The sequence below is a fragment of the Frankia sp. CeD genome, from assembly GCF_000732115.1.
Lineage (GTDB): Bacteria > Actinomycetota > Actinomycetes > Frankiales > Frankiaceae > Frankia > Frankia casuarinae.
Genome location: NZ_JPGU01000029.1, coordinates 28,007 through 54,156, shown reverse-complemented (window position 1 = coordinate 54,156; position 26,150 = coordinate 28,007). Strand labels below are relative to the sequence as shown.

Sequence of the window (26,150 nt, the reverse complement as noted above, 5' to 3'; positions counted from 1 at the left end):
CNCCNCCAGCCGCTCCAGCCGCTCCTGCGCGAAGGTACGCACGACGATCGCGTCGACGTACCGGCTCAGCACGGCGGCGGTGTCCTCGATGGTCTCCCCCCGGCCAAGCTGCGCGCTCGCCGCGTCGATCACCACCGGGTGGCCGCCGAGCTCAGCGACGCCCACGTCGAACGACAGTCGGGTGCGCGTCGACGGCTTCTCGAACAGCAGCGCCACCGAGCGCCCGGCGAGCGGACGCTCCGTCAGCCGGGTGACGCGGCGGCGTGCCTTGAACCCGTCGGCGAGGTCGAGCAGAGCGGTCTGCTCCGCGGGGGTCAGGTCGGTGTCGAGAAGGAAGTGTCGGACCGTCATGCGCTGACCCTAGAGCCCGGGGCTGACGCGGACTGCGCCGACGCGGACTGCGCCGACGGAACCCGGGCGGCGAGCGCGTCGCCGACGATGCCGGGCAGGGCCGCGACGAAGGCGTCCACCTCGGCGGCGGTGAGGATCAGCGGTGGGGCGAGCCGGATGGCGTCGGGGGCGACGGCGTTCACCAGGTAACCGGCCTCGCGGGCGGCCTTCNCCNCCGCCGGCGCGAACGGGCCGTCGAGCTCGATCGCCCGCCACAGCCCCTGTCCCCGGACCCCCGCCACGCCGGGCACGCCCGCCGCCCGGATCGCCGCGGCCAGCCGCTCCCCGAGCCGCGACGCGTGTTCAAGCAGGCCCTCGGCGGCGATCGTGTCGAGCACCGCGAGCGCCGCCGCGCAGACGATCGGGCCGCCGCCGAAGGTGCTGCCATGATCCCCCGGGCGNAACAGCGNCCCCGCCGCGCCGATGCCGACGCAGGCGCCGACGGGCAGGCCACCGCCGAGTCCCTTGGCCAGGGTGATCACGTCGGGCAGCACGCCCTCGGCCTGGTGAGCGAACCACGAGCCGGTCCGGCCGATGCCGCTCTGTACCTCGTCCAGGACCAGCAGCGCGCCGGCGGAGTCACAGACAGCCCGCGCGGCGGCGAGGTAGCCGGTCGGCGGCGGCACGACACCGCCTTCACCGAGGGTCGGTTCCAGGAACACCGCCGCGGTCGCCTCGCTGACGGCGGCGCGCAGGGCCGCGCCGTCTCCATAGGGCACGAACCGGACGCCGGGCAGCAGTGGCTCGAACGGTGCCCGCTTGGCCGGCTGACCGGTAATGGACAGCGCGCCCAGGGTCCGACCGTGGAACGAGCCCTCGGTGGCGATAATCTCCGGACGGCCGGTCCGGCGGGCGATCTTGATTGCTGCCTCGTTGGCCTCCGCCCCCGAGTTGCAGAAAAAGACCTTCGCCCCCTCGGGCGGAAGCCCGGGGCTCGGCGCGCCGACCCGCAGCAGCTCGACGAGCCGTTCGGCCAGCAGCACCTGAGGCTCGTTGGCATAGAGGTTCGACACGTGGCCGAGAGCGCCGAGCTGGCCGACGACGGCGTCCCGGACCGCCGGGTGGCAGTGACCGAGCACGCTGACGGCTACCCCGCCGACCAGGTCGAGATATTCGCGGCCGTCATGGTCCCACACCCGGCTGCCGGCCCCCCGGGCCAGGGAGATCGCGGGTCGGCCGTAGGTCGCCATCACGACGGCGTCCCGCCGGGCGATCAGATCGGCGTCCTTAGCGATCTCGGCGTTCACTGGGTTCACTGGGTTCACTGGGTTCTCAGCGATCTCGGCGTTCATGGCGTTCCTCCGGTCGGTTCGCCGGCCGGAACGATCCCGGCCGGGCGCGCGGCGGGTGCGGGGGGCGTACCCGGCTCAGGCGAGGTGCCCGACTCGGCCATGATCAAGGTGCCGATGCCATCGTCGGTGAAGATCTCCAGGAGCACCGCGTGCGGCACCCGTCCGTCGAGCACGTGCGCCTGCGGAACACCGCCACGCACCGCCCGCCGGCAGGCCTCCATCTTGGGAATCATGCCGGCGGTGAGCGAGGGGAGGAGCTGTTCGAGCTCGGTGATGCTCAGCTCACTGATCACCTCGTCGCTCGCCGGCCAGTCCGCGTAGAGGCCCTCGACGTCGGTCAGGACGACGAGCTTCGTAGCCCCGAGCGCGACGGCGAGTTCGGCGGCGGCGGTGTCGGCGTTGACGTTGTAGACCCCGCCGTCGACGCCGCGGGCGACCGACGCGACCACCGGCACCTTCCCGGAGCCGAGCAGGGCGTTGATCGTCTCCGGTCGGACCTCGACGATGTCGCCGACCAGGCCGACGTCGACCTCCCGGCCATCGACGATCGCCGGGCGGCGCCGCGCGGTGAAGAGGTTGGCGTCCTCACCGGACAGCCCGACGGCGAACGGGCCGTGGTCGTTGACGAGCCCCACGACGTCCCGATTGACCTGGCCGAGCAGGACCATCCGCACGACGTCCATGGTCTGTGGGGTGGTGACCCGCAGGCCGCCGACGAACGTTGAGGGGACACCGAGGCGCTCCAGATGCGCGGTGATCTGCGGACCGCCGCCGTGCACGACGACCACCCGCAGCCCCGAGTGGCGCAGGAACACGACGTCGGCGGCGAAGGCCTCGCGCAGCGCCGGCTCCGTCATCGCGTTGCCGCCGTACTTGACGACGATGGTCGCGCCCTGGAACCGCGACAGCCACGGGAGCGCCTCGATGAGGACCTGGGTCTTCGCGAGCGCCGCATGGCCGCGGGCGGTGGCGGCCGGGCCCCGCCCGGTGCCCCCGCCCGGGGCGGCGTCGCCGGTGCTGCCGGTGCTGCCGGTGCTGCCGGTGCTGCCGGTGCTGCCGTGCCCACCGTTCGAAGGCGGCGGCGTCCGGGTCGGGGCGTTCATGTCGAGTACGCCGAGTTCTCGTAGACGTACCCGTCGGTCAGGTCGTTCGTCCAGACGGTGACCTCGGCATCGCCGGCGTGCAGATCGACGCCGATGCGCACCTCACGGCCGGACAGGTCGACGAGGTCGCGGTCCTCGCCGGGGGCCCCGGCCCGGCAGACCCGCACCTCGTTGATGGACACGTCCAGCGCGTCGGGCTCGAAGACGGCCTTCGTGGTGCCGATCGCGGCGAGCACCCGTCCCCAGTTCGGGTCCTTGCCGTACAGAGCGCACTTGAGCAGGTTGTTGCGGGCGACGGCCCGGCCGACCTCCAGCCCGTCGTCCTCGGTCGCGGCTCCGGTCACGGTGATGGCGATGGTCTTCGTCGAACCCTCGGCATCGCCGAGCATCTGCTGGGCGAGGTCGATGCACACCTCGGTGACCAGCCCCGTCAGCTCCGCCTCGGGCAGGCTCACCCCGGCGGCGCCCGAGGCCAGCAGCAGCACGGTGTCGTTGGTGGACAGGCAGCCGTCGGAATCGACCCGCTNGAAGCTGACCCGCGAGGACGCCCGGATCACCCGATCGAGGGTGGCGGCGTCCGCGACGGCGTCGGTGGTGACCACCACGAGCATCGTCGCGAGCGACGGCGCCAGCATCGCCGCGCCCTTNCCCANCCCGCCGATGGTGACACCCGGGGTCGTTGACGAGGTGCGGACCGCGGCCTTCGCGACGGTGTCGGTGGTGCGGATCGCCTCCGCAGCCGCGGCGCCGGCGGTGTCGGTGTCAGCGAGGTCCGCCACCGCCTTGGTGGCGCCGGCGAGCAGGTTGTCCATGGGCAGGCGGACGCCGATGAGACCGGTCGAGCAGACCGCGACGTCGCCGGCACCGAGGCCGAGCGCCCCGGCGACGTGCTCGGCCGTGGCATGGGTATCGGCGAATCCGGCCGGACCGGTGCAGGCGTTCGCCCCGCCGGAGTTGAGGATGACGGCGCGCAGCCGGCCGTCGGCGAGGACCTGGCGGGTCCAGAGCACCGGAGCCGCCTGAACCCGGTTGGCGGTGAAGATCCCGGCGGCGGCGTCGGACGGCCCGTCGTTGACGACGAGCGCCACGTCCGGACGGCCGGACGGCTTCAACCCGGCCGCCACTCCGGCGGCGCGGAAGCCCCGTGGGGCGGTAACGCTCAACTCAACCCTCTCCTGTCTCCTGGCCGCGTTGCTGATCGATGTTGCTGATCGATGTTGCTGATCGATGCTCCCGCGTCCTTACCGACCTACCGATCTACCGACCGATCTACCGACCTACCGATCTACCGGGCCGAAAACGGTCAGGGGGCGATGCCCTGAGCGGTCAGCCCGGCGGTCTCGGGCAGGCCGAGCATCAGGTTGGCGCACTGCAGCGCCTGGCCGGCCGCGCCCTTGCCGAGGTTGTCGATCGCGGTGACGACGATCGCCCGGCCGGTCTCCGGGTCGAAGGTCCCTTGCACATGAACGGCGTTCCCGCCGAGCGTCGCCGCGGTGTGCGGCCAGCGCCCCGGCGGCAGCACCCGGACGAACGGCTCCCCCGCGTAGGCGGCCCGCAGCGTCTCGTACACGGCGTCCGCGTCGGTGCCCGGGGTGGCCCGGCCGGTGCTGGTCGCGAGGATGCCGCGGGGAAGCGGGGCGAGCACCGGGGTGAAGGACACCGTCACGGTCATACCGGCGGCCCGGGAGAGGGTCTGCGTGATCTCGGGTCTGTGNTGGTGGGTGCCCACCTTGTAGGCGGTCAGGTCACCCATCACCTCGCTGCCGAGCAGGTTCACCGTGGCCGAGCGCCCCGCGCCGGACGTGCCGCTCGCCGCGACAACGACCAGGTCGGCGGGCTCCACGAGGCCGCCGACCAGCAGCGGCACGAGCCCGAGAGAGGTCGCCGTGGGATAGCAGCCCGGAATCGCCACTCGCCGGCTCGCGGCGATCTCCGCCCGTGCCCAGGGGAGCTCGGGCAGGCCGTAGGTCCAGGTCCCGGCGTGCTCCCCCCCGTAGGCGCGCCGCCACGCCTCCGGGTCGACGAGCCGATGATCGGCACCCAGATCGGCGACCCGCACGGTGTCGGGCAGGGTGGCCGCCACCGCGGCCGACTGACCGTGCGGCAGCGCCAGGAAAACGATGTCCGCGTCGGTCCCGGCCAGCGCGGCCGCGTCCGTGAACACCCGGCCCTCCAGGTCGGGCAGGTGGGGATGCACCTCCGTCACCGGCAGGCCGGCGGACGCGTTCGCGGCCAGCGCACCGATCTTGATTTCGGGATGGGCGAGGAGCAGGCGCAGCAGCTCTCCGCCGCCGTACCCACTCGCCCCCGCAACTGCTACCGTCACACCCATGATTGCAATTTTATACACGCCAACTCATGATCATGCAATGATGCTGGCGTAACCCGTCTCGGCCTCAGGCGCGCAGGGACGCGCCGGTAAGCTCCGCCGCCCGGGCGACCGCCGCGTCCCGCACCGCGTTCGCCTCGGCGGCCGTCAGCGTCCGGTCCCCGGCGCGCAGCCGCAGGCCGAAGGCCAGCGAGCGCTGACCGACCCCGACCTGGGCGCCCTCGAAGACGTCGAAGAGGGTCAGGGACTCCAGCAGGTCACCGGCTCCGGCCCGCAGTGCCGCCGTCACATCGGCGACCGGCACCTCGATCGGCACGACGAGCGCCACATCCCGGTCGGCGGGCGGATAGGTGGAGATCGTCGGCGCGATCATCGGCGGCGCCGCCGACGCGACCTCGATCAGGGCATCGAGGTCCAGTTCCATCGCGCCGGCCCGAGGCGGAAGCCCGACGTCGCTGAGCACCCGGGGGTGCAGCTCACCCGCGTGGCCCACGACCCGGCCGTCGATCGAGAGCTCCGCGAGGCGGCCCGGGTGCCAGGGCATGACATTGCCGGCTCTGACCGTGAGGGTCACGCCCACCGCCTCGGCGACCACGTGCGCGGCGTCCACCGCGTCCGCCCAGTCCGCGTCCCGGGCCGGCGTGGACCAGCCACCTGGCTCACGGCGCCCGGTGAGGAGCGCGGCGACGTGGCGGGGCTGGCCGGGCAGGGNCGAGTCCAGAGCGGCGATCTCCGCGGCGGAGGGCCGACGATCCACCGGCGGGGNGNCGACGTCCGTCGGGATCCGTTCGCGTTCCCGGAACACCAGACCGCTCTCGAACAGGGCGAGATCGCGCTGCCCCCGGCCGATGTTGCGCACGGCCGCCGCGATCAGTCCGGGTAGCAGGGTCGTCCGCAGGTAGCCGGCGTCCTCGGCGATCGGGTTCGCGATCCGGACCGCCGCACGCCGCGGGTCGGCCGCGGCCAGGCTGAGCGCGTCGGCGGCGTCCTCGGGTACGAACGGCAGGGTAAGCACCTCGGCGAACCCCGCATGGGCCAGCGCCCGGCCCACCGCGCGGTGCATCCGCTGCGCGGCGGTGAGCCCGCGCCCCGCGGGCAGCGACGGCAGGGTCACCGGGATGGTGTCGTACCCCTCCAGCCGCATGATCTCCTCGACGAGATCGGCGGGCCGGGNCAGGNCGGGNCGCCAGGACGGCGGCGNCGCGATCAGAACACCGGGCAGGTCCTCGGTCGCCGACCCGTCAGCCACCGCGCAGCCGACGTCGACGAGCCGGCGCCGCACCACCTCGGCGGGGTAGGGCCGGCCGGCGAGGCGTTCCGGTTCCGTCAGCGGCAGGGTCACCGGCGCCGGGGCGGGGCGGTGGTCCAGGTCGGTCACGCCGGGCTCGGGACGGGCGGCGGCGAGCTCGGCGAGCAGGTCGACGGCCAGCGCCGCGGCGACCGGCGCGAGTGCCGGGTCGACGCCGCGTTCGAAACGCCGCGACGCCTCCGAGGACAGCCGGTGCCGGCGGGCGGTGCGGGCCACCGTGATCGGGTCGAAGTGCGCAGCCTCGAGGACGATGTCGGTGGTCGTCGCGGACACCTCCGTGCTGGCCCCGCCCATCACCCCGGCGAGCGCGATCGGACCGGTGTCGTCGGCGATGACCAGATCCTCGGGGTCGAGAGTGCGGTCGACCCCGTCGAGGGTGCGCAGCGTCTCTCCGGCGACGGCCCGGCGCACAATGATCGCGCCGGCCAGCTTCGCCCGGTCGAAGGCGTGCAACGGCTGGCCGAGGCCCAGCAGCACGGCGTTGGTGACGTCGACCGGCACCGAGATTGACCGCATCCCGGACAGCGACAGCCGCCGCTGCCACCCCAGCGGGGTGGTGGCCCGCGAGTCGACCCCGGTCACCACCCGGGCGACGTAGCGGTCACACGCCGCGGTGTCCTCGACGACGACCGGATAGGCCTCCCTGGCGGGCCCCGGGACGGCTGCCGGGTCCGCCGGCGCGCCCGGGTCCGTGAACGGCAGCGCGAAGGCGGTCGCCGCCTCCCGGGCGATCCCCCGCACCGACAGACCGTAGCCCCGGTCCGGGGTGACCGCGATGTCAAGCACCTCGTCGGCGAGATCGAGCAGCTCGGCGACGTCGGCGCCGATCGGCGCCCGCGGCGCGAGCACCAGGATGCCGTCGGACTCCTCGCCGAGGCCCAGTTCCCGGGCCGAGCAGATCATCCCCTCGCTGACATGGCCGTAGGTCCTCCGCGCGGTGATCTCGAACCCGCCGGGCAGCACGGCGCCGGGCAGCGCGACCGCCACCCGGTCGCCGACGGCGAAGTTGTGCGCCCCGCAGATGACGCCGCGCACGCCCTCGCCCCTGGATCCGGCGCTCTCGGCTCCGGCATCCTCGGCTCCGGCGCTCTCGGCGACCCGGACCTGGCACCAGCGGACGGCCTTCTTCTTCGTCTCGACGATCTCGAAGTCGACGATCTCCCCGACGACCACGCCGGAGAACTCGCCCCCGACGCTACGCAGTCCCTCGACCTCGAAACCGGCCCGGATCAACGCGTCGGCGACGGCCCGCGTGGGCGGCAGCCCCGCCACATACTCCCGCAGCCAGGACATCACGATCAGCATGGGTCAGTCCTCGATTCCGAACGGCAGGCTGAACCGGACGTCACCGTCGACGAAATCGCGGATCTCCCGGATGCCATGGCGGACCATCGCGGCCCGTTCCAGCCCCATCCCGAACGCGAAACCGCTGTACCGGGTCGGGTCGACCCCCGCGGCCCGCAGGACGNGCGGGTCGACCATGCCGCAGCCGCCGGCCTCGATCCAGCCCTCGTCCGAACAGACCCGACAGGGCTGGCGGGCCGCCTCCCCGCGGCAGGCGAAGCACTGCACGTCCAGTTCCGCGGACGGCTCGGTGAACGGGAAGAACGACGGGCGCAGCCGCGTCGACAGGCCCGCCCCGAACAACGCCTGGGCGAAGACCTCCAGGGTGCCGCGCAGGTCCGCCATGGTGATGCCCCTGTCCACGGCCAGACCTTCGAGCTGACCGAAGACCGGCGAGTGCGTCGCATCGATGGTGTCGTTGCGGTATGTCCGCCCCGGGCACACGACGTACACGGGCAGCGGGCGGTTCAGCAGGGAGCGGATCTGCACCGGGGAGGTGTGGGTACGCAGCACCCGGCCCGCCCCGGTCGGCGCGACGTAGAGCGTGTCGTGCTCGCTGCGGGCCGGGTGATCGGGCGCCATGTTCAGGGCCTCGAAGTTGAACCAGTCGTGTTCGACCTCGGGTCCCTCGGCGACCTCGTAGCCCATCGCCACGAACACGTCGGCAAGCCGGTCGGACAGGGCGGTCAGCNGGTGGCGGGCACCACGGCGGCGGCGGTCGACGGGCAGGGTCACGTCGACCCGTTCCTCGCGCAGCACCCGGGCGTCGCGTTCGGCGGTGAGTTCGGCCAGCCGGGCGTCGTAGGCGGCCTGTACGGCCGTGCGGGCGGCGTTGTGCCGGCGACCGGCGTCGGCACGCTCCGCACGGGGCAGGGCACCGAGCTCCCGGCGGGCCAGCACCAGCGGTGCGGAGGCACCCTGGATGTGGGCGGTACGGACGGCTGCCAGCGCGTCGAGATCGGCGGCGGCGCGGATCGACTCCCGCGCCGCGTTGACGGCCGCGTCGAGCTGATCGGGGTCGAGGGCGTGGACCCGGGACGGGTCGACAGTCTCTCCAGGGGCGGGCACGATGCTCATCCTCGTCATCGGGTGAAAAGCAGGGTCATCCCGGCGGGAAGCCGGGGTCGTCCGGCCTGCGGCGGGGNTCGTCCGGNCCTGGGGNGTCCGGTCCTGGGGCGGCGGCGCGCGCCTGGCCGCCCGGGGCGCCCACCGGTCGGTTCGCGGTGCTCGGCGTCAGCCGAACACCGGGCCACCGGCGGGCACGAAAAATCGGAACTCGGCGCCGCCACCCGGGGCCCGGCCGACCGAGATGGTGCCGCCGTGCGCCTCGATCAGCGCCTTGGCGATGTAGAGCCCGAGGCCGGTGCCGTTCCCGCGGCTGGCGCCCCGCCAGAACTTCGTGAACACGCGCGCGGCGTTCGATTCGGACACGCCTTCACCCTCGTCGGCCACGCTTACCTCCGTGCCGCTGTCCCTGCCACGCAGCAGTACCGTCACAGTACCCGCACCATGCCGCAGGGCGTTGTCGACGAGGTTGTGCAGTACCTGTTCAATCTTGTCCGGATCGACCCACATCTCGGGCAGTTCGCCCTCCTCGCGGATGAAGAACCGGTCGGCGCCCGCCGCGCCCGAGGCCACCTTGCCGTCCACCACCGAACGCACCCGGGCGGGCAGGTCGACGATCTGCTTGCGGACCTGGATGCGTCCGGAGTCGATCCGAGAGACGTCCAGCACCTCGGTGAGCAGGCGCGTGACCCGGTCGGCGTCGGTGTTGACCGTGTTCAGCATGAGCTTCTTCTGCTCGTCGGTGAACCGGTCCCACTTGGCGAGCAGCGTCGCGGTGAATCCCTTCACACTGGTCAGCGGCGAGCGCAGCTCGTGCGCCACGGTCGCGACCAGGTCCGCCCGGTTGCGTTCCAGCCGCTCGCGGCTGAGGGTGTCGCGCAGGGACAGCGACACCCGCACCAGCCGACCGGCGACCCGGTTGAACCGCACCGTGACGTGGAAGTCACGGTCGTGGACTGGACCCGCGTAGGTCAGGCGCCGCTCCGGCTGCCCGGTGACCCGCGGCAGGTTCCGGCTGGCTGTAGAGCACTCCCACCAGTCGTTGCCCCGCTCGTCCAGCAACGGGAGGACCTCGGTCAGATGCCGGCCGATCGCGGACGGTCCATCCACCCCGGTGAGCTTCGCCGCCGCCCGGTTGAACACCTCGACGACGCCGGCGGCGTCGGTCACGATCACCGAATCCGGTAGCAGGTCGAAGGCGGCGGCAGGCAGTGGGCCGTCCTGCGCGGCCGACACGGCTGAATCGGTGGCATCGGGCGCGCAGCCGGGGCCGGAGGGCGGCACCTGCCCGGATGGCGACGTGACAATGTTCATCACCGTCGACCACCTCCTCCGGTGCCGTCAGTACCGGACCTGCCCGTTCTCTGCGCCCGCGCCGACGCGTAAAGGCACAGGGCGGACGCAACCGCAAGATTCAGGGACTCGGCCTGACCGTACACCGGTACCCGCAGAACCGCGTCCGCGGCGGCCAGAGTAGCCGAAGCCAGCCCATGTGCCTCGTTACCGAACAGCCACGCCGTCGGCCCGTCGAGCTCACCGGCCGCGACGGCGGTGTCAATGTCGCGATCCGCGGCTCCGGACGTCGCCACGATGCGGCAACCCCGGGCCCGCAGCCGGTCCAGCACCCCGGCCAAGGCTGGTTCCACGATCACCGGGAGGTGAAAGTGGCTGCCGGCCGAGGAGCGCACGCACTTGCCCCCGAAGGGGTCGACACCGCTCCCGGTGAAGACGACGGCGTCCGCTCCGGCCGCGTCCGCGCTGCGGATCACCGTGCCGGCGTTACCCGGATCGCCCGCGCCGATGCACACCGCGACCAGCCGGGGGGCGTGCAGGTCGGCGAGCCGATGAGCGGGCAGGGCCGCGACCGCGACGAGGCCCTGGGGGGTCACCGTCTCCGACAGCGACGCCACGGCCTCGTCCGTCACGACCCGGACCGGCACCCGGACCGCCCTCAGCAACTCCTCGTGCCGGGGAGTCGCAGAGACTCCGACGAACACCTCAAGCAGCTCGCCGACGGCCAATGCCGCGCCCACCGCCTGCACCCCCTCGACCAGGAACCTGCCCTGCTCGCGCCGGGCCGCGGGCCGCTTGAGGCGACGCGCGGCGCCGACCCGCCCGGAGCGCGCTCCGGCGATCGGCGCCGGCCCCGGCGAAGGGGCGTCCGGCGAAGGGGCGTCGGTCGTGGAGGACACGCGGGAGGCGGGCACGGGCCGACGTCGCGACGGGCTCAGGCGGCGGTGGGCTCCGGCGCCGCCGCCAGCGCGGCCCGTGCCACCTCGACCAGGGCGGTGAACGCGACCGCGTCGTTGACCGCGAGGTCGGCCAGGATCTTGCGGTCGACTTCGACGCCGGACAGCTTCAGACCCTGCACGAAGCGGTTGTAGGTCAGACCGTTCGCCCGCGCCGCCGCGTTGATCCGAGTGATCCACAGCTGCCGGAAGTCGCCCTTGCGCGCGCGGCGGTCCCGGTAGGAGTAGGTCATCGAGTGGAGCATCTGCTCCTTGGCCTTGCGGTAGAGCCGCGAGCGCTGGCCCCGGTAGCCGCTGGCCTGCTCGAGGACCGTACGGCGCTTCTTCTGGGCGTTGACCGCCCGCTTCACGCGTGCCATGAGGGCACCTGTCTCCTTCGTTCGGGTGCGTCCGGCGGCCCGGGCCGGAGTCGGCCGCCAACGGCGGGCCGACCGCGACCGGCGGGCCCGCCGCAGTCGGGGCCGGAGTCGTCAGCGGGCCACGGTCAGCGGGCGAGCAGGCGCTTGACGCGTCGGTTGTCCGCCTTCGTCAACGGCACCACGCCATCCAGTCTGCGGGTGAGGCGGCTGGTCTTGTGCTCCAGGTAGTGGCGGCGGTTGGCCCGCTGGCGCAGCACCTTGCCGGAGCCGGTGACCCGGAACCGCTTGCTCGCACCGCTGTGGGACTTCTGTTTGGGCATGTTGACATCCTGACGGGTTACGTGGGTGATCGAACAACCGGCGTGGCGAGATCCGGAACCGGTGGCGGCGCCACCGCGCGGACTGCCCGCCCTCGAGTCAGACGTGGCCGGCCGGTTCCGGCACCCGCTGCGGCTTCGAGCCCTTGTGCGGGGCCATGACCATGGTCATGTTCCGGCCGTCCTGCTTGGGCTGAGCCTCGACATAACCAAGGTCGGCCACGTCGGCGGACAGCCGTTGGAGCAGGCGGATGCCGAGCTCGGGCCGGGACTGCTCCCGACCGCGGAACATGATCGTAATCTTGACCTTGTCGCCGGCCCGCAGGAAACGCACGACGTGACCCTTCTTGGTCTCGTAGTCGTGCGGATCGATCTTCGGCCGCAGCTTCATTTCCTTGATGACGGTCTGGACCTGGTTCTTCCGAGCCTCCCGACGCTTCTGGTCGGACTCGTACTTGAACTTTCCGTAGTCCATCAGCTTGCAGACCGGGGGACGAGCGGTCGGCGCGACCTCGACGAGGTCGAGATCGACCTCCTGCGCCATACGCATGGCCTCACCGATCGAGACGATGCCGATCTGCTCACCCTCCGCGCCGACGAGGCGAACCTCGGGGACGCGAATCCGGTCGTTGATACGGGACTCTGTGCTGATGTGTTTCCTCCGTTGCTCGACGCGCGGGCATGACCTCACCGCAGCGGAGCACCGAGCCTGGTACACCAGGCTCCCGGCCGACGACCGCGGAAACGGCTCGGCCGACCGGCGACCCGGCCACCGCGGCCCCCAGCCGGAACTCCGGCCTGAGGACCTGCTGACGTCCCGGGGNGGCGACATCAGTGCTGACATCGGGTGGAGGGCGAACCCCCGCTTGGTCCTGCCGATCAGGCTCCGCGCCGTGCCCTGGCTGCCTGGAAACGGCAACGCCAGCGGACGGAACAAAACCAGCCGGCAGGCGGTCTGCGGCCCAGCGTAGCACCAGACCGGGCGACACGACGATCACATCATCGTCCGGGCGCTCCGAAAGGGCCGGCGGCGCTCACCTCGCGAACCGCACCGGCCATCGGCGCGTCGGGCGCAGGCCCCGCCCCAGATGGCGGCGCACCGCCTCGGCCTCCCGCGCGCTCACGAGCAGCACGGCCGGGCCCGAGGCCCGCTCCTGCTCCCGCGCCTGCGCCGGGGCCGGATCGGCGGCGAGCAGCCGGGACAACCGCCGGGCAAGCAACTCCCCGGACCGCGCGTCCGCATCTCCGCCCTGACGTACCGCGACGGCGAGCACCGGGCGTGGGGCGCCGGCACCCGGGAGGAGCAGTTCCGCCGGCCACACCTCGACCCGCTCAGTCACGGTCCGCAACGCCTCCCGAACCCGCCGCCGGGATAACGGACCATCCGGATCGGACGGACGGCGCAGGGCGGTCACCCTCAGCTTGTCGAGGTCCGCGGCTTCGGTCACGCGCGGCGTGTCGAGGGTTCCGGACGGCGCGTCGGAGCCGGATCCGCCGGGCACCGGCGCGGGACCGCCCGGGCCGACGTCCAGACTGGCCGAGCGCGGACCGGCCACGTCGATCACCACCGCTCCGAGCCCCAGCCGGACCGCCTCCGTGCAGGCGTCCACCGCGGCGACCGGAACCGGCCGGGCCGAGGAGCGCCAGGCGGTGAGCGCGCTGACGCTGGAGAAGATCGGTAGCGCGGTCGCGCCGGACGGGGTGCGCAGGGTCGTCAGCGCCATCTCGCTGGTCTTGTCCGCACCGGTGACGGCGTCGGCGGCGGTGAGCCGAGCCTCGACTCCGACGAAGACCCGGGCCTGGCGCAGCGCGGCGGTCAGAACGGCGGGGNCGACCGGGNTGGNGGCGNGCGCTCGGGNGAGCGACTCGTCGGCGCGGCCGTCATCGCCCTGACCAGACGGAGTCAGCAGATCGCGTGCCATTCTCGCCAGCCTAGGGCCCAGGCGGCGCGGCGGGCCGGTACCGGATCGGGTCCGTGGCGTTCACCATGGCCCGGACGGGCCCGGGCCATGGTTGAGGGCCCCGACCGGGGGCTGCGATGGCGGGCCGGGCCAGCACGGTGGCCGGTTGCGACCCGGGAAGCGGGGCGGTGGCGACCGCCCCGGCGAGACGCTGGAAGGCAAACCTGGTCCGGCGACGCAGGCGGTACCAGCTGATCGGACGGCTGTCGGCGAGCGCCGCGTCGAACGGCACCGGCACCGTCATGTAGGCCCGGTCCTCGAGATGTTCGAGACGCAGCCGCGCCCCGCGGCTCAACCGGGAGGGATACGTCTCGACGACGGCCACGATGACGGTGGCAGCGAGATCTGGCCGACCGGCCGCGGTCAACGCGCTCAACGCGTCGTCCGCACCGGCGATCTCCGTCTCGNCGGCCCGGATCGTCAACACGACGAGGTCCGCCCGCGCCAGCAGGGTGGCCGGCACCGGCTGGCTCCACCCCGGTGGGGCGTCCGCGACGACGACCGGATACCAGTGTCCGAGCAGGTCGAGTGCCCACGCCAGCTCCTCGGGAAGCAACCCCGGCCCGGTAAGATCACGCAGTCCGGCCAGCACCTCCAGGCCACCGGAGCCGTCGGAGGCGACAAACCGGCGCACGTCCTCCAACGAGGACACCGGTGGCCGCGCCGTGGCCAGCTCCCGCAACCCCACGCCCGGTGACATGAGGCCGACCCGGTGCGCAAGCAGCCCGGACTGGTCCGGGGATGCGTCCACGGCCATCACCCGATGACCGTGGTGCTCCGCGATCGCCAGTCCCAGACCCGCGGCGACCGTCGTCCGGCCGCCTCCGCCACCGAATCCCCCAACCAGCACCCGCCGCCCACCGGCCCGCGCCCGCGCGACCGACGAACCGCCCGTTCCCGCGACGGCCGGGNNCACCGCCCGACCACCGGACGGCGTCACCGCGGCCACCGCCGCNCGGACGGGCAGGGAAGGGGCCAAGCCGGACCGCCGCGCCGGCAGGTTCGCGGGGACCGGGATGGACCAGGCTGGCTCCAGACCAGGCGTTTCGACCGCCTGTCGGCCGACCGTGGGTCCGCCCAAGGAGTCGGCGTCGGGCCACGCCTCCGGCACCGGCCAACCCGGGTCAGCCGCCGCGGACGGGGGAAGCCGCCCGGATACGGGCCCGGCACCGGGCGAGCCGTCGGGGGGCGGCGCGGTGGCGGCCCGGGAAACGGGGACGACCGGCGTTCCATCCGGGAGGTTCACCGGCTGCCCGGCCGCGGGGACCAGCACCGCGATGTTCTCCCAGGTCTCCCCGGGCGGCGGGACGGCCGGGAGCGGTGGGGAAACCGCCGGGGGCGGCGGCGCACCGGGCGGTGGATCCGGTGGCGTCGGGTACGGGTCCACCGGGTACGGATCCGGACCGGTCGGGTCCGGGTCCGGCGGCCCGGCCGCCGACGTCGCGGCGGCGAGGTCGGGCGTCCACCCCGCTCCGCCGGACACGGTGAGCGAGGCACCGGGCCAGGCGGAGCTCGGGCCGGGCGGCGCGGTCAATGGAAGGCCCACGGGGGGCGCGCTCCGGCCCGGCGGGAGCAGTGGCGCGGGCGGCGGGAGCAGTGGCGCGGGCGGCGGGGCCGGTGGCACGGGGGTGGGCGGCGGGGCTGCCGTGCTCCCGCGCCCCCCGGAGGGGCCCCCTGTCCGACCGGTAGCGGGCTCCGAACGGGTCCCGCCCGGACGTGATCGGGCGGGACGACGGGTAACCAGCGCGTTATGGGGCGCCTGAGGCTCGGTCAGTCGTAGGCCAAGCAGCGAGATGGGGCGCGCGTCCCCGCCACCACCCGGTTCGGTCGCGTCGGGATCCCGCCGGCCGGGGCCGGCCGCGACCCGTTCCCCGGCCTCCGGANTCCCCCCGACCGGGCCGGTCGACGCCGACGCCTCGTCACCGTTCCAACTCCCACCGTGACTTACCATCCGCGCCACCCCCGCCCCCATGTGTGCCGGCCGACGGGACCTCCGCCGATCCCACCGCGAAGTATGACGCCAGAGCGCAAGGGCACCGATACGACGTGAGACCACAGTCTCGTGTAACCGGCCGTCCCGACAAGAGCACCGGACTGATCGGGACAGCCGGAATCAGAGCCACGAGCAGCGAACACACGACCGGCACACCCGATCCACTTCGAATCGCCATGTGACGGCAACACCATACCGAGAGCATGTCACGCGGACGGATCGGCCTCGCACCGTGTGTGTGAACTCCTGATGCGGAACGTTTCGGTCGGTGACGGCGTGGGAGCTCAGCCGGCGAGTTCCAGATCGCGCAGCACCGCGGCGGTGTCCAGCGCGGCCAGGGTCGCCTCCCGGCCCTTGTCCTCGCTGGACCCGGGCAGCCCGGCGCGGTCCCGGGCCTGCTCGACGGTGTCGCAGGTGAGCACGCCGAAGCCGACGGGGACGCGGGCGTCGAGGGTGACGCGGGCGAGCCCCGCGGTGACGAACTGACAGACGTAGTCGAAGTGGGGGGTGCCGCCCCGGATGACGACACCGAGGGCGACGACGGCGTCATGCCGCGCAGCCAACGCGGCGGCGATCACGGGAAGCTCGACCGCACCGGAGACCCGCACGACGGCGGGTGCCGCCGCGAGGCCCGCGTCCTTCGCGGCGCGCAGCGCGCCAGCGAGCAGCGCATCGGTGATCTCGGCGTGCCACCGGGTGGCGACCACCGCCAACCGCATGCCCGCGACGGGCGGAAGCACCTCCGCGGGAGCCCCGAGGCCGCTCACAGACCCTCCCCCTCGGCACAGTCGACCCCGGCGGACGTACCCGGGCCCGCGACGGCCGTGCAGCCGGAGGTGACGGGTACCCTCGGCGCCCTCGGCGCCCCCGGGATCCAGCGCGAGCCGGCCGGCTCGTCCTCGCCCACGGCCCTAGGCAGATCGGACAGGCCGGGTGGACCCGGAAGGCCGGGCGGACCCGGAAGGCCGGGCGGACCGGGAATGCTGGGCAGACCGGGAATGCTGGGCAGACCGGGAATGACGTGTCCCATCCGGTCCCGCTTGGTGGTCAGGTAGCGCAGGTTCTCCGGCGTCTGGGTGACCGGCATCCCGATGAGTTCGACGATGCGCAGGCCGTAGCCCTCCAGCCCGGCCCGCTTCGTCGGATTGTTGGACAGCAGCCGGATGCCGCGCACGCCGAGGTCGACCAGGATCTGGGCCCCGGTGCCGTAGTCACGGGCGTCGGCCGGCAGACCCAGCGCGAGGTTGGCGTCGACGGTGTCGTGGCCGGCGTCCTGCAGCTGGTAGGCCCGCAGCTTGTGCATCAGGCCGATGCCCCGGCCCTCGTGGCCCCGCATGTAGAGCACCACTCCGCGTCCCTCGGTCGCGATTATGCGCAGTGCCGCGTCGAGCTGGGTTCCGCAGTCGCAGCGCCGGGAGCCGAAGACGTCCCCGGTGAGGCATTCGCTGTGCACCCGGACCAGCACGTCCGCGCCGTCACCGAGCTCGCCGCGGATCAGCGCGATGTGTTCGACGCCGTCGAGGATGTTGCGGAACCCGACCGCCCGGAACGCCCCGTAACGCGTCGGAAGCGACGCCTCCGCGACCCGCACCACCTGCTTCTCGGTCCGCCGACGGTAAGCGATGAGATCGGCGATGGAGATCAGCAGCAGCCCGTGCTCGCGGGCGAACTCGGCGAGCCGGGGAAGCCGGGCCATCGTCCCGTCGTCGTTCACGATCTCGCAGATCGCACCGGCCGGCCGCAGCCCGGCGAGCCGGGCCAGGTCGACCGCGGCCTCGGTGTGGCCGGGGCGGCGCAGCACCCCGCCGTCCTTGGCCCGCAGCGGGAAGATGTGGCCCGGCCGGCTCAGGTCGCCGGGCGTGGTCCGCGGGTCGGCCAGCAACCGGATGGTGCGGGCCCGGTCGGCGGCGGAGATCCCGGTGGAGACGCCGTCGCGGGCGTCCACGGTGATGGTGAACGCGGTGCCCATCCGCTCCGTGTTGTGCGGGACCATCTGGTCCAGTTCGAGCCGGTCGGTGTCGGCGGCGTCCATCGGCACGCAGATCACACCGGAGGTGTACCGCGTCATGAACGCGACCAGCTCGGGTGTCGCGGCCTCCGCCGCGAAGATCAGATCACCCTCGTTCTCCCGGTCGGCGTCGTCGACGACGACGAGCGGGCGGCCGGCGGCGATCTCGGCGAGCGCGTCCTCGATGGCGGCGAACCGCACGTCGGCGTAGCCGGCGGGAAGGGCACCGGCGGGAAGGGTGGCCGTCGAGGAGGCGCCGGCCGCGGATGTCGTCATCGGTGTCGTCCGTTCGGTTCGATGGGGCCGGCATGCAGCTTCTCGACGTACTTGGCCAGCACGTCGACCTCGATGTTGACCAGGGAACCCGGCGCACGGCGACCCAGCGTGGTCAGTTCGAGCGTGGTGGGGATCAGGCTGACCGTGAAGGTGGCCGGTGAGTCGCCACCGGCCGGCGAGATGTCGACGACGGTCAGGCTCACCCCGTCCACCGTCACCGAGCCCTTCGCCACGAGGTAGCGGTCGAGCCCCTCGGGGAGCGCGACGCGCACGAACTCCCAGCCCTCACCGGGCTGCCGGTCGAGGACCGTGCCGACGCCGTCGACGTGCCCCTGGACCAGGTGGCCTCCCAGCCGGTCCGCCAGCCGGACGGGACGTTCGAGATTCACCCGGTCACCGACGGCGAGCTTCCCAAGAGAGGAACGCACCAGCGTCTCTCGCATCACGTCAGCAGTGAACGCCGACGGGCCGTCCGTTGTGCCGGGTGGGCCGGGTGGGCCGCCGGCCGTACCGGTCTCGGCGCCCCCGTCGAGCCCCGGGCGGGCGAAGGAAGTCACCGTGAGACAGACACCGTTGACGGCGATGGACGCGCCGTGACTCACATCACCCAGAACCGTCTGACAGGCGATGGTGAGTGCCGCCGACTCCGACCGCGCATCCACCGCGGTCACCACGCCAAGTTCTTCAACGATGCCGGTAAACATCCGACCCGTGCCCCTCGCTCCCGGGCACCCGCACCCTGGGCGAGGAAAAACCACGCGGGACCACGCCGGCACGCTCACGCCGACACGCGCCCGCGAGCGGTCAACGACCACCGCGGGCACTCGGCCCGCGCGCGTCCTCCCATCCGGACTTTCACCGTCGGTCCCGGAATTCCACCGGGTCAGCCGTCCCAGTNCCTGCGGACGGGTCGCGGACTGTCACCGCCGGTTCGGAATTTCACCGACCCCGGAGCGCGCGTGCTGCTGGTTGTACTGCCTCAAGTCTGGCATATGAAGCCGCCGGACGCCGGTGAAGCCACCGGACGCGGTCACGCCGGCCCGACCGCCGAGCGTGGCGCGGGCGGGGACAGCCGGGGCGCCGCCCGCAGCGCCTGCTCACGCAGCCGCTCGACGGCCTGGCCCGGATCGGCCGCCCCGAAGACGGCCGTGCCGGCGACGAACACGTCCACACCCGCCACCGCGGCCCGCTCGATCGTCCCGGCGTTGACCCCGCCGTCGATCTGCAGCCACAGGTCCAGCCCACGGGCGTCGAGCAGGCGCCGGGCGGCCTCGATCTTCGGCAACACCTCGGTCATGAACGTCTGACCGCCGAAACCCGGCTCGATGGTCATCAGCAGCAGCAGGTCGAACCGGTGCAGGTCGTCGAGATAGTGCTCGACCGGGGTGTTCGGCTTCACAGCGAGGCCGGTGCGGGCCCCGGCCGCCCGGATCGCCCTGGTGGTGCGGGGCAGGTCGGACACGGCCTCGGCGTGAATGGTGACGTTCGCCGCGCCGCGCTCGGCGTACCCGGCCGCCCAGCGGTCGGGATCGTCGATCATGAGATGGCAGTCAAGCGGAGTATCCGTCACCGCGCGCAGGGCCGTCACCGTGTCCGGCGCGAACGCCAGGTTCGGGACGAAGTGGTAGTCCATCACGTCGACGTGCAGCCAGTCGGCCTGCCCCTCGACCGCCAGGGCCGCGTCGGCGATCCGGCCGAAGTCGGCGGCGAGCAGGCTGGGGTAGATCTGCGCGGTGGCCATTTCGCGAGGGTATCGGCTCCCGGGTCCGACGCCTCAGCTGTCGACCCGGCGCAGCAGGGCGACGAACATCGCATCCGTGCCATGGAGATGCGGCCAGAGCTGGACGAACGGGCCGTCACCGAGCCGGTCGACCTCCGGCAGGGTCAGGCGGGCATCGAGGATGGAGGTGTCGGCGCGTTGTCCGGCCACGCCACGCACCACCTCGACGGTCTCGGCCGGGTGCGGGGAACAGGTCGCGTACGCCACCACCCCGCCCGGGCGGACCAGGTCGAGCGCGGCGACGAGCAGCGCACGCTGGAGCGGGACGAGCGCGGCCACATCGGCCGAGGTCCGCCGCCACCGGGCCTCCGGCCGGCGCCGCAGTGCTCCGAGGCCGGTGCAGGGGACGTCGACCAGCACCCGGTCGGCTCCATCGGGCCGCAGCGGCACCGCCCGGCCGTCGGCGCGCACCGTCCAGGCCCGCGCCGCGTCGCCCAGGGACCGGGCCACCATGGCCGCCCGGGTCGCCCGGGGCTCGACCGCGATCAGGGCCGGCCTGTCCGGTGGACCCGGCCTGTCCGGCAGACCCGGCCCGTCCGATGGGGCGGAGCCGCCGAGCAGCGCGGCGAGCAGGGCCGCCTTCCCGCCGGGGCCCGCGCACAGGTCGACGGTCAGCCCGAGGTCACGGCCCACCGTCGCCGCGCGGGCCAGGGCCAGGGTGACGAGCTGGCTGCCCTCGTCCTGCACGGCGGCCGCGCCCGCGGCCACGGCGGGCAACCCCGCCGGGTCCCCGCCGTCGAGGCGTACCGCATACGGCGAGTAGGGGCCGACTCGGGCGGTCAGACCTGCCTGCGCGGCCTCGGCGAGCAGCCGGTCACGGTCGACCCGGCCCGGACGGGCGACCAGGTGTACCGCGGGTCGGACGTCGTCTGCCTCCAGCGCGGCGCGGGTCGCCGTGAGGTCGCCGGCCAGGGCCTCCGCGACGACCTCGACGATCCAGCGGGGATGCGTCGTCACGACCGCCAGGTGACCGACAGGGTCGACGTCGAACCGCGGTGCGGACAGCATCGTGGCGAGATCGCCGCCGGTCTCGGCCACCCGGGCGGCCACCCGACGCAGCACGGCGTTCGCGAAGCGGACCGGGCGCTCGCCACTCGTCGTGCGGACCAGCTCGACGGTGCTGGCCACGGCCGCGTGGGCCGGGACCCTGGTCCGCAGCAGCTGGTAGGCGCCCAGGCGCAGCGCGTCGCGCACCGGCGGGTCGATGGTGTGGACGGGNCGACTCGTCGCCGTGTCGAGCACCCCGTCGAGGGTGCCCTGCGCACGCAGGGAGCCGTAGGCGAGCTCCGTGACGAACCCGCGGTCCCGGGCGGACAGCCCGCTGCCCGCCAACAGGGACGGCAGCAGCAGGTTGGCGTAGGAGCCGCGCTCGTCCACCGCCCGCAGCACCTCCCAGGCCAGCAACCGCGGCCGGTCGACGCTTGACGCTGGCCGGGGCCCACGGGTGCCCGGCGNACCGGCCGATCTCACGACGTTCCTCCACTGACCGGCATCGCGCCGATCGCGCCGAGGGTCTCCCCCTTGGCGATCCGGACCCCGCGGGCCCAGGCCGCGGCCGCCATCGGGCCTCGCCCCTCGGGACGCACCTCACCGAGGAGCACTGGGCTCGTGCCCGTGCCGACCGCCACGTCCCCGCCGGGGAGCACCATGATCTGCCCCGCCGGCAGCCCCCCCGCCGGCAGCCCGGCGGGCAGCGCTACCGGCCCGGCCGGCCGACCGGACACCGCACCGAGGCGCACCGGACCGATCTTGAGCCGCCGGNCGCGAAACGTCGTCCAGGCTCCCGGCGCGGGAGTGGCGGCCCTCGCCAGCCGATCCACCGCGATCGCCGGCTTCGTCCAGTCGATCCGGGCCTCCTCGGCGGTCAGCTTCGGCGCGAAGGAGATCCCCTCGGCGGGCTGGGCCACGGGCCGCACCGTCCCGTCGGCGATGCCGTCCATCACCGCGACCAGCAGCCCGGCGCCGGCCTCGGCGAGCCGGTCCAGCAGGTCACCGGAGGTGTCCGTCGGCCGAACCCGCTCGGTGAGGACACCGTAGACCGGACCGGAGTCCATCGCCGGTTCGATCTGGAAGACGCTCGCGCCGGTCAGGTCGTCCCCGGCGAGCAGGGTGCGCTGCACCGGAGCCGCCCCGCGGTAGGCCGGCAGCAGGGAGAAGTGCAGGTTCACCCAACCGTGGCGGGGAATGGCGAGCGCCGCGGGCGGTAGCAACGCGCCGTAGGCCACCACCGGGCAGCAGTCGGGCGCGAGGCCAGCGAGCGTGGCCAGGAACTCCGGGTCCCGGGGCCGGTCCGGGCTGAGCACCGGGATGCCGGCCTCGTCGGCCAGGACGTGGACGGGGGGCGGCTTCACCTTCCGCCCCCGCCCGGAGGGCCGATCGGGCCGGGTGACAACCGCGACCACGTCATGGCGCGGGCTGTCGATCAACGCCCGCAGGCTGGGCAGAGCCACCGCCGGGGTACCGGCGAAAACAAGACGCATACGCGAAGCACCGATCCGTCGCGACGTCATTGCCGACGCCGTGACCGTCTCCGGGGGTCATCGATCCGAGGTGTCCGACCGGGCCGGGAGCATCCCGCCGTTCTCCGGCCGGGGAGTATGGGCTGACGTCCACAGGCCTGTCGCCGCCGACGACCGTACCCCGCCGACGCTCGGAGGTGGCGGACGGCCGCGGTCCGGACCGGGCCCGCGGCCGAAGATCATGATCCATGACGCGTACCCGGGCCGTGGTATGCGGGGCCACGCCATGCGGTGCGAACCAGACCATGCCGGCGCTACCCGAGGATCAGGGGATCGAGCTGGATCCGTAACCGGCCGGTGGTTCGCCGGGTCGCGAGGACGCCGCGAGCGGATCGCAGCGAGGCCGCGAGGGCCGCACCGCGCTCGCGCCGGACCCGGATCAGGACCCGTTCGATCTCCTCGGGGCCGGAGGTGGCGCCGTCGGGGCCGCGCCGCCCGGCACCCACGGCAGACGAATCGCCCTGGTTCGCGCCGTCGGGAACGGCCCGCGCGGACGGTGCGGGGGGCAGCGGTACCGGCCCGAGCACATCGGCGCCGTCGGGAAGCTCGACGGCGGCCAGCAGCTCCGCGACCGCCGCGGCGGTGCCCGCTACGGACGCCATCCGGGTCGCCGGCGGGAACCCCAGCTCCGCCCGCTCGTCGGCTTCCCGGGCAACGAACGTGCCGGGATCCCAACGGACGAGCGCCTGGACCGGCCCTAGTCCGGCATCGGCCGCGACGATGACCCGCCCCCCGCGAGCGGCGGGCCGGGCGAGCGCGGCGGCGGCGGNCCACCNGCGCAGAGNCTCCTCCCCCGCGCGCAGGTCGGGACGGCCCAGCAGAGCCCAGCCGTCGAGGAGCAGCACCGCCCCGTAGCCGCCGTCCGCCACGGGCTCCGCCCCCGGGGTCGAGATGACAAGGGCCGGTTCTGCGGGCACGGTGGCGAGCACCCCGCCCCGGCCGGAGGTGCGGACCGGAACGCCCGGAAAGGCCCGCCCCAGTTCCTCCGCCGTGCGACGATCTCCCGTTACCGAGGCGCGCAGCCGCGGGCCCGAACAGGACGGGCAGTGCCAGACCGCCGCGGCGACCGGACGGCCGCACCACCGGCAGGAGAGCGCACCGCCGCCCGCCGCCCGGCCCAGCGGCCCCTGACAGTGCGGGCACCGGGCGGGCCGTCGGCAGTCCGCGCAGGCCAGTGACGGCTGGTATCCCCTCCTCGGCACCTGGACCAGTACCGGCAGACCGGCCGCCAGCGCATCCCGGGCGGTCCGCACCGCGAGGGAGGGCAGCCTCGCCGCCCGGGCGGCGGGGTCACGGGCGTGTTCGAGGTCGGAGCCGGTGGCCTCGACCCGGGGAGCCAGCGCGCGCACCTGCTCCCGGGGCGGCACCACCGGGTGCGCCCNCCCCGTGCGCACCAGCGCCTCGGCATCCGTCGACGGGCAGAACCCGCCGATCACGAGCGCGCACCCCTGGAGCCGGGAGCGCAGGACGGCGACGTCTCGGGCGTGCGGGTACGGGGCCAACGGCTCGGCATGCAGGTCGTCACCGTCATCCCACACCACCACCAGGCCAAGCTCGGCCACGGGCGCGAACATCGCCGCGCGGGTACCCACCACCGCCCGCGCCTGTCCGCGGCTGACCGCGAGGAACGCGCGATATCGCCGGGCCGGGCCGAGATCGGCCCGCAGTGCGACGGTGGTCTCCCGACCGACCGCGGCGACCATCGCCGCCTCGACCCGGTCGACATCACGATGATCGGGTACGACGACGAGTACGCCGCGACCGGACACCGCCGTGGCGGCGGCCGCGGCGGCGATCATCTCCGGCCAGGCGGGGCCGGGCGGGGCCCACCAGACCGCCCTTGGTGACCTGCCCGCCGCCAGGGCGGTGAGCAGCGACGGCCCCGTGGGATAGCGGCCCCACTCGCCGGGTTCCGGCGGCACGGCCTCAAGCCCCGGTGAGACAGCCGCAGGCCCCGGCGAAACGACCTCGGGCCTCGGTGAGGCGGCCTCCGCCCGGCCGTGGCGGGGAGGCACGGCGAGCCGGAGGACGTCGGCCAGCGTGCCGGCGTAACGATCGGCAACCGCGCGGGCGAGTTTCGCGACGGGCTCGGACAGCACAGGCTCCGGCGAGATCGACCGGGCCAGCGGCGCGAGCTGACCGGAATGGTCGGAACTCTCGCGACGCTCCAGCACGAACCCGTCGACCAGCCGGCCCGCGAACCGGACCCGGACCCGGGATCCCGGCACCGCCAGGTCAGCCAGGTCCGCCGGCACGAGGTAGTCGAAGGGACGGTCGAGATGGGCGAGCGCAGTGTCGACGGCAACCCGCGCCACCGGCAGCCGCGCGGCGAGCGGCCGCGGCGAACCGGAACCCGCGGAGCGCGAAACCCCCGACCGGGCACCCCCCGGCCCGGCCGCTGCCCGGCCGACCTCTGCCCGGCCGACCTCTGCCCGGCCGACCTCTGCCCGGCCGACCTCTGACGGGCTGAGGCCGGGGAGGGTGCCGGGGTGCTCGGTCATGACGGCATTCGTACCAGCCGCCTACGACATCCTCCATCCCCGTTCCCTCGCCGGAACAGCGACCGGCGGGACAGGGGCCCCGGGNGGGGCCGGGGNGATCCCACGGGGGCCGAGGGAGGAGCGTCGGGTCAGCCCTTGACGGCGCGCTGGAGAGCCTCGGCGCGTGCGGTGGACTCCCAGGTGAAATCGAGCTCGGGGCGACCGAAGTGGCCGTAGGCGGCCGTCTGGGCGTAGACCGGCCGCAGCAGGTCCAGATCCCGGATGATCGCGGCGGGACGGAGGTCGAACACGCTCGTCACCGCGTCCTGGATCTGGATGTCCGGGACGGTTCCGGTGCCGAAGGTCTCCACGAACAGGCCGACCGGCTGCGCCTTGCCGATCGCGTACGCCACCTGGACCTCGCAGCGGCTGGCGAGACCCGCGGCGACGACGTTCTTGGCGACCCAGCGCATCGCGTACGCGGCGGAGCGGTCGACCTTGGATGGGTCCTTGCCGGAGAAGGCACCACCGCCGTGGCGGGCGTAACCGCCGTAGGTGTCGACGATGATCTTACGGCCGGTCAGGCCGGCGTCACCCATCGGGCCGCCGATCTCGAACCGGCCGGTCGGGTTGACCAGCAGCCGGCGACCCTCGGTGGCGATCTCGAGCAGGGCCAGCTCCGGCTCGACGACGTACTCGGCGATGTCCGGCGCGAGCAGGGTGTCCAGGTCGATGTCGGCGGCGTGCTGCGAGGAGACGACGACCGTGTCGAGCCGGGCCGGTTTCCCGTCGACGTACTCGATGGTCACCTGGGTCTTGCCGTCCGGGCGCAGGTAGCCGATCTGGCCCTCCTTGCGGACCGCGGACAGCCGCCTGGCGAGGCGGTGCGCCAGCGCGATCGGCAGCGGCATGAGCTCGGGGGTCTCGTCGCAGGCGAACCCGAACATCAGGCCCTGGTCGCCGGCGCCCTGCCGGTCGAACTCGTCGTCGGCGGAACCCTCGACGCGAGTCTCGTGCGCCGTGTCGACGCCCTGGGCGATGTCCGGGGACTGCGCGCCGATCGACACGCTGACGCCGCAGGACGCGCCGTCGAAGCCCTTCTTGGAGGAGTCGTAACCGATCTCCAGGATGCGCTCGCGGACGACGGAGGCGATGTCGACGTAGGTCTTCGTGGTGACCTCGCCGGCGACGTGGACCTGACCCGTCGTGATGAGCGTCTCCACGGCGACCCGGCTCTTCGGGTCATCCTTGATCATGGCATCGAGAATCGAGTCGCTGATCTGATCGGCGATCTTGTCCGGATGCCCCTCGGTGACGGACTCGGNCGTGAACAGGCGCGTCGCCACTGGACTAACCCCCTGGGTGATCCGGCTGAT

The 26,150-nt window shown here is 73.6% G+C and carries 20 protein-coding genes, 1 pseudogene and 1 riboswitch; all 21 genes and pseudogenes read right to left on the bottom strand.

What is annotated here, in order from left to right; genetic code table 11:
• Nucleotides 1–351: pseudogene (locus tag CED_RS25410) on the bottom strand (ornithine carbamoyltransferase); the annotation flags it as partial.
• Nucleotides 348–1,682, bottom strand: coding sequence for an acetylornithine transaminase (locus tag CED_RS15205; RefSeq protein WP_084680820.1), 1,335 nt, complete (start codon nt 1,680–1,682; stop codon nt 348–350). The gene CED_RS15205 and the pseudogene CED_RS25410, both read right to left, overlap by 4 nt.
• A complete protein-coding gene (argB, locus tag CED_RS15200; protein WP_035911646.1) occupies nt 1,679–2,785 on the bottom strand; it encodes an acetylglutamate kinase in 1,107 nt (368 codons plus the stop codon). Before argB ends, CED_RS15205 begins: the two co-directional genes overlap by 4 nt.
• Nucleotides 2,782–3,948, bottom strand: coding sequence for a bifunctional glutamate N-acetyltransferase/amino-acid acetyltransferase ArgJ (argJ, locus tag CED_RS15195; RefSeq protein WP_035911643.1), 1,167 nt, complete (start codon nt 3,946–3,948; stop codon nt 2,782–2,784). Before argJ ends, argB begins: the two co-directional genes overlap by 4 nt.
• Nucleotides 3,949–4,088: 140 nt before the next feature.
• Entirely contained in the window at nt 4,089–5,117 is a 1,029-nt protein-coding gene (gene argC / locus CED_RS15190) for an N-acetyl-gamma-glutamyl-phosphate reductase (protein WP_035911638.1), read from the bottom strand.
• 64 nt (nt 5,118–5,181) lie between these two features.
• A complete protein-coding gene (gene pheT / locus CED_RS15185; RefSeq protein ID WP_035911635.1) occupies nt 5,182–7,728 on the bottom strand; it encodes a phenylalanine--tRNA ligase subunit beta in 2,547 nt (848 codons plus the stop codon).
• A 3-nt stretch (nt 7,729–7,731) separates the two neighbouring features.
• Nucleotides 7,732–8,835: a phenylalanine--tRNA ligase subunit alpha gene (pheS, locus tag CED_RS15180; protein WP_035911681.1), complete on the bottom strand. Its 1,104-nt coding sequence runs from the start codon at nt 8,833–8,835 to the stop codon at nt 7,732–7,734.
• A gap of 165 nt (nt 8,836–9,000) precedes the next feature.
• The gene (locus CED_RS15175; protein ID WP_011437563.1) at nt 9,001–10,146 is read right to left on the bottom strand and encodes a PAS domain-containing sensor histidine kinase; all 1,146 of its coding nucleotides are present in this window, start codon (nt 10,144–10,146) and stop codon (nt 9,001–9,003) included.
• A complete protein-coding gene (locus CED_RS15170) occupies nt 10,146–11,039 on the bottom strand; it encodes an RNA methyltransferase (protein WP_011437564.1) in 894 nt (297 codons plus the stop codon). Before CED_RS15170 ends, CED_RS15175 begins: the two co-directional genes overlap by 1 nt.
• Before the next feature lie 20 nt (nt 11,040–11,059).
• The gene (gene rplT / locus CED_RS15165) at nt 11,060–11,440 is read right to left on the bottom strand and encodes a 50S ribosomal protein L20 (RefSeq protein WP_011437565.1); all 381 of its coding nucleotides are present in this window, start codon (nt 11,438–11,440) and stop codon (nt 11,060–11,062) included.
• Nucleotides 11,441–11,565: 125 nt separating this feature from the next.
• Nucleotides 11,566–11,760, bottom strand: coding sequence for a 50S ribosomal protein L35 (gene rpmI / locus CED_RS15160; protein ID WP_011437566.1), 195 nt, complete (start codon nt 11,758–11,760; stop codon nt 11,566–11,568).
• A 97-nt stretch (nt 11,761–11,857) separates the two neighbouring features.
• Nucleotides 11,858–12,448: a translation initiation factor IF-3 gene (gene infC / locus CED_RS15155; protein WP_070982428.1), complete on the bottom strand. Its 591-nt coding sequence runs from the start codon at nt 12,446–12,448 to the stop codon at nt 11,858–11,860.
• A gap of 343 nt (nt 12,449–12,791) precedes the next feature.
• Nucleotides 12,792–13,679, bottom strand: coding sequence for an SseB family protein (locus tag CED_RS15150; RefSeq protein ID WP_035911632.1), 888 nt, complete (start codon nt 13,677–13,679; stop codon nt 12,792–12,794).
• 2,316 nt (nt 13,680–15,995) lie between these two features.
• Nucleotides 15,996–16,478: a 6,7-dimethyl-8-ribityllumazine synthase gene (gene ribH / locus CED_RS15140; RefSeq protein WP_011437570.1), complete on the bottom strand. Its 483-nt coding sequence runs from the start codon at nt 16,476–16,478 to the stop codon at nt 15,996–15,998.
• Nucleotides 16,475–17,995 (bottom strand): bifunctional 3,4-dihydroxy-2-butanone-4-phosphate synthase/GTP cyclohydrolase II, encoded by a 1,521-nt coding sequence (locus CED_RS15135; protein ID WP_011437571.1) that lies wholly within the window; start codon nt 17,993–17,995, stop codon nt 16,475–16,477. The genes ribH and CED_RS15135 overlap by 4 nt, the downstream gene beginning before the upstream one ends.
• Nucleotides 17,992–18,699, bottom strand: coding sequence for a riboflavin synthase (locus CED_RS15130; protein WP_023841500.1), 708 nt, complete (start codon nt 18,697–18,699; stop codon nt 17,992–17,994). The genes CED_RS15135 and CED_RS15130 overlap by 4 nt, the downstream gene beginning before the upstream one ends.
• Before the next feature lie 127 nt (nt 18,700–18,826).
• Nucleotides 18,827–18,956: riboswitch (FMN riboswitch) on the bottom strand.
• A 69-nt stretch (nt 18,957–19,025) separates the two neighbouring features.
• Complete coding sequence (rpe, locus tag CED_RS15125; RefSeq protein ID WP_011437573.1) at nt 19,026–19,736, bottom strand: ribulose-phosphate 3-epimerase; 711 nt, start codon at nt 19,734–19,736, stop codon at nt 19,026–19,028.
• Between the two features lie 33 nt (nt 19,737–19,769).
• Nucleotides 19,770–21,245, bottom strand: a complete 1,476-nt coding sequence (locus CED_RS15120) for an RsmB/NOP family class I SAM-dependent RNA methyltransferase (protein WP_035911629.1) — start codon at nt 21,243–21,245, stop codon at nt 19,770–19,772.
• The gene (gene fmt / locus CED_RS15115) at nt 21,242–22,255 is read right to left on the bottom strand and encodes a methionyl-tRNA formyltransferase (RefSeq protein ID WP_035911627.1); all 1,014 of its coding nucleotides are present in this window, start codon (nt 22,253–22,255) and stop codon (nt 21,242–21,244) included. Before fmt ends, CED_RS15120 begins: the two co-directional genes overlap by 4 nt.
• 293 nt (nt 22,256–22,548) lie before the next feature.
• On the bottom strand, nt 22,549–24,795 hold the full coding sequence (locus CED_RS15110; protein WP_035911626.1) for a primosomal protein N': 2,247 nt from the start codon (nt 24,793–24,795) through the stop codon (nt 22,549–22,551).
• Nucleotides 24,796–24,923: 128 nt separating this feature from the next.
• Nucleotides 24,924–26,120 (bottom strand): methionine adenosyltransferase, encoded by a 1,197-nt coding sequence (metK, locus tag CED_RS15105; protein WP_035911622.1) that lies wholly within the window; start codon nt 26,118–26,120, stop codon nt 24,924–24,926.
• Nucleotides 26,121–26,150 lie beyond the last annotated feature (30 nt).

Bases quoted from the DNA above. Each gene is read 5' to 3' on its own strand.
- argB (WP_035911646.1), bottom strand. From the start codon at position 2,785: ATGAACGCCCCGACCCGGACGCCGCCGCCTTCGAACGGTGGGCACGGC.
- rpe (WP_011437573.1), bottom strand. From the start codon at position 19,736: ATGGCCACCGCGCAGATCTACCCCAGCCTGCTCGCCGCCGACTTCGGC.
- rpmI (WP_011437566.1), bottom strand. From the start codon at position 11,760: ATGCCCAAACAGAAGTCCCACAGCGGTGCGAGCAAGCGGTTCCGGGTC.
- CED_RS15135 (WP_011437571.1), bottom strand. From the start codon at position 17,995: ATGACGACATCCGCGGCCGGCGCCTCCTCGACGGCCACCCTTCCCGCC.
- rplT (WP_011437565.1), bottom strand. From the start codon at position 11,440: ATGGCACGCGTGAAGCGGGCGGTCAACGCCCAGAAGAAGCGCCGTACG.
- CED_RS15130 (WP_023841500.1), bottom strand. From the start codon at position 18,699: ATGTTTACCGGCATCGTTGAAGAACTTGGCGTGGTGACCGCGGTGGAT.
- CED_RS15175 (WP_011437563.1), bottom strand. From the start codon at position 10,146: ATGAACATTGTCACGTCGCCATCCGGGCAGGTGCCGCCCTCCGGCCCC.